General features: G+C 37.7%; 2 protein-coding genes. Both read left to right on the top strand.

Annotation, left to right across the window (positions count from 1 at the left end):
- Nucleotides 1-2 precede the first annotated feature (2 nt).
- Entirely contained in the window at nt 3-980 is a 978-nt protein-coding gene (locus tag GQR46_RS19095) for an alpha/beta hydrolase (protein ID WP_240922930.1), read from the top strand.
- A gap of 106 nt (nt 981-1086) precedes the next feature.
- Nucleotides 1087-1977, top strand: coding sequence for a dienelactone hydrolase family protein (locus tag GQR46_RS19090; protein WP_165742107.1), 891 nt, complete (start codon nt 1087-1089; stop codon nt 1975-1977).
- Nucleotides 1978-2051 lie beyond the last annotated feature (74 nt).

The following is a 2051-nucleotide window of genomic DNA, read 5'->3' as shown; positions in this document are numbered from 1 at the left end:
AGCTGAAAATTAAAGGGACTTTAATGCGCTTATACATACTGATTATTTCTTTAGTTATTTTTTTAAGTGGTTGCCAGAGCTATATTGCTTATCAAATAACTAAGCCTCCGGGGAAAGTTCTCCCTAAAGAATTTGAGAGCTCTATCGCTTTATCTGGAGCACAAACCCATTACTGTAGCAGCGAAATAGATTGTCTTGATTTTAGGGTTATTTCACCTAAGGATATTGATAATTATCTACTAAGTGGCAATACGTTAACATTAACTTTAATTAGTAGAGGAAGCACTGAAGACGATACTTTTGAATATCAACTCAATGCTGATAACTTACCGAGTAAGTCAAACGATGGGCTTTTAATTATTTTTCCGGGATATGGCGTAAATAGTTTGGTTTATACCATGCAAGCCCGATGGCTTAGCCATATCACTGGAAAGAATGTAATAGTGATGCCTGCAAGTAATCAATACGATGAATTTAAGTATGGCTTAAACTCCCTTGATTTATTAGTAAAATATATAAATGAACACCAATACACCGACATTTCATTGCTTAGTTACTCAATGGGTGCAGTTGCAAGCATCGACCTCACAACCAAACTCAATATTAATAAGCATATACTTTTTGCTCCAATGATTAATTTTGAAGCCGCACTAAGAACAATTGCTAAGTTATCATACCCTGTTTATAGCAAACTGTTAGGTGATGATTATATAAACGAAGTCGCGGCTAAGGTAATTGAAAAAAGTAAAGTACCTCTTAATAAACTCGACATATTAAGTAATCTAAATAAGACCCCTCATGCAAGGCAAACTTACATCTTTTCAAGTAATGCAGACAAAGTGAGTCCATATAATGGGTTGCTTACTCTTAGTAACCCAAAAGTGAGCATTTATGAGGTAAAAGATTTAAATCACCTTGAAATGGTTTCTTTAATATCCGCACAACAAAGGAATGTGCTCCTTGCCTTGCTTGATGGGTAACTTTGGCAACAGTCCTAATAATTGAGAGAAATATTGCTCGTTTTTTATCCCTAATACGTTATGGTATTTAAATAATAAATAGACATAATAAAGTTAAGAAACAGCCATGAATACATCTCCTTCTGATCACATTCCTCAAGAAGCCTTTGATTGGTATGACGAATACGCCCACGGTTTAATGGACCGACGTACTTTTATGAAAAAACTCGGTGGCCTTGCTGCTCTTGGCTTTTCGATGGCTGTACTTACATCAGCATTATTACCTAACTATGCACTTGCTGAACAAGTATCGTTTAATGACGATGATATTAAAGCAACATACGAAGAATTCGATTCGCCAGACGGGCACGGTAAAGGCAAAGGTTACTTAGCAACCCCTAAAAACATAGAAGGTAAGCTCCCTGTTGTACTTGTGGTACACGAAAACCGTGGTTTAAATCCTTACGTAAAAGACGTAGCAAGGCGCTTAGCTAAGGTCGGTTTTATTGCGTTTGCACCCGACGCGCTCTTTCCACTGGGTGGCTACCCTGGTAATGATGATGATGGACGCGCTATGCAAAAAACCATGGATCGCGCTAAAATTCAAAACGATTTTGTTGCCGCAGCGCACTTTTTAAAATCGCATGCTAACAGTAACGGTAAGTTAGGCGCTGTCGGTTTTTGTTTTGGTGGCTACATTGTTAATTACTTAGCGGCAGTAGATAGCAACTTACTCAGTGCCGGCGTACCTTTTTACGGCACTCCTGCCAGCGAAAGTTTACGTAAAAATATTAAAGCACCATTAATGATTCAATTAGGCGAGCTAGATAAACGTGTAAACGCGTCGTGGCCACAGTACGAACAAGACTTAAAAGCTAATAATGTTGAATACACTATGCATATGTACAAAGGGGCAAATCATGGATTTCATAACGACTCTACAGGTCGTTATGATAAAGACAATGCCGAGCTTGCATGGCAACGTACCGTTGAGTTTTTTGATAAAAAGTTAAGCTAAGTTAGCGAATAAAAAATAATGCCACCAGCTCTAAGCCGGTGGCATTATTAAAAATACTTAGTTTTTTATCAACT

It is taken from the genome of Pseudoalteromonas sp. Z1A6 (assembly GCF_011378745.1).
Classification (GTDB): Bacteria; Pseudomonadota; Gammaproteobacteria; order Enterobacterales; family Alteromonadaceae; genus Pseudoalteromonas; species Pseudoalteromonas arctica.
Note: the sequence above shows the minus strand (reverse complement) of the source record. Positions and strands in the feature narration are given on the sequence as shown.

Coding starts and splice junctions, on each gene's coding strand:
- GQR46_RS19090 (WP_165742107.1), top strand. CDS start 1,087: ATGAATACATCTCCTTCTGATCACATTCCTCAAGAAGCCTTTGATTGG.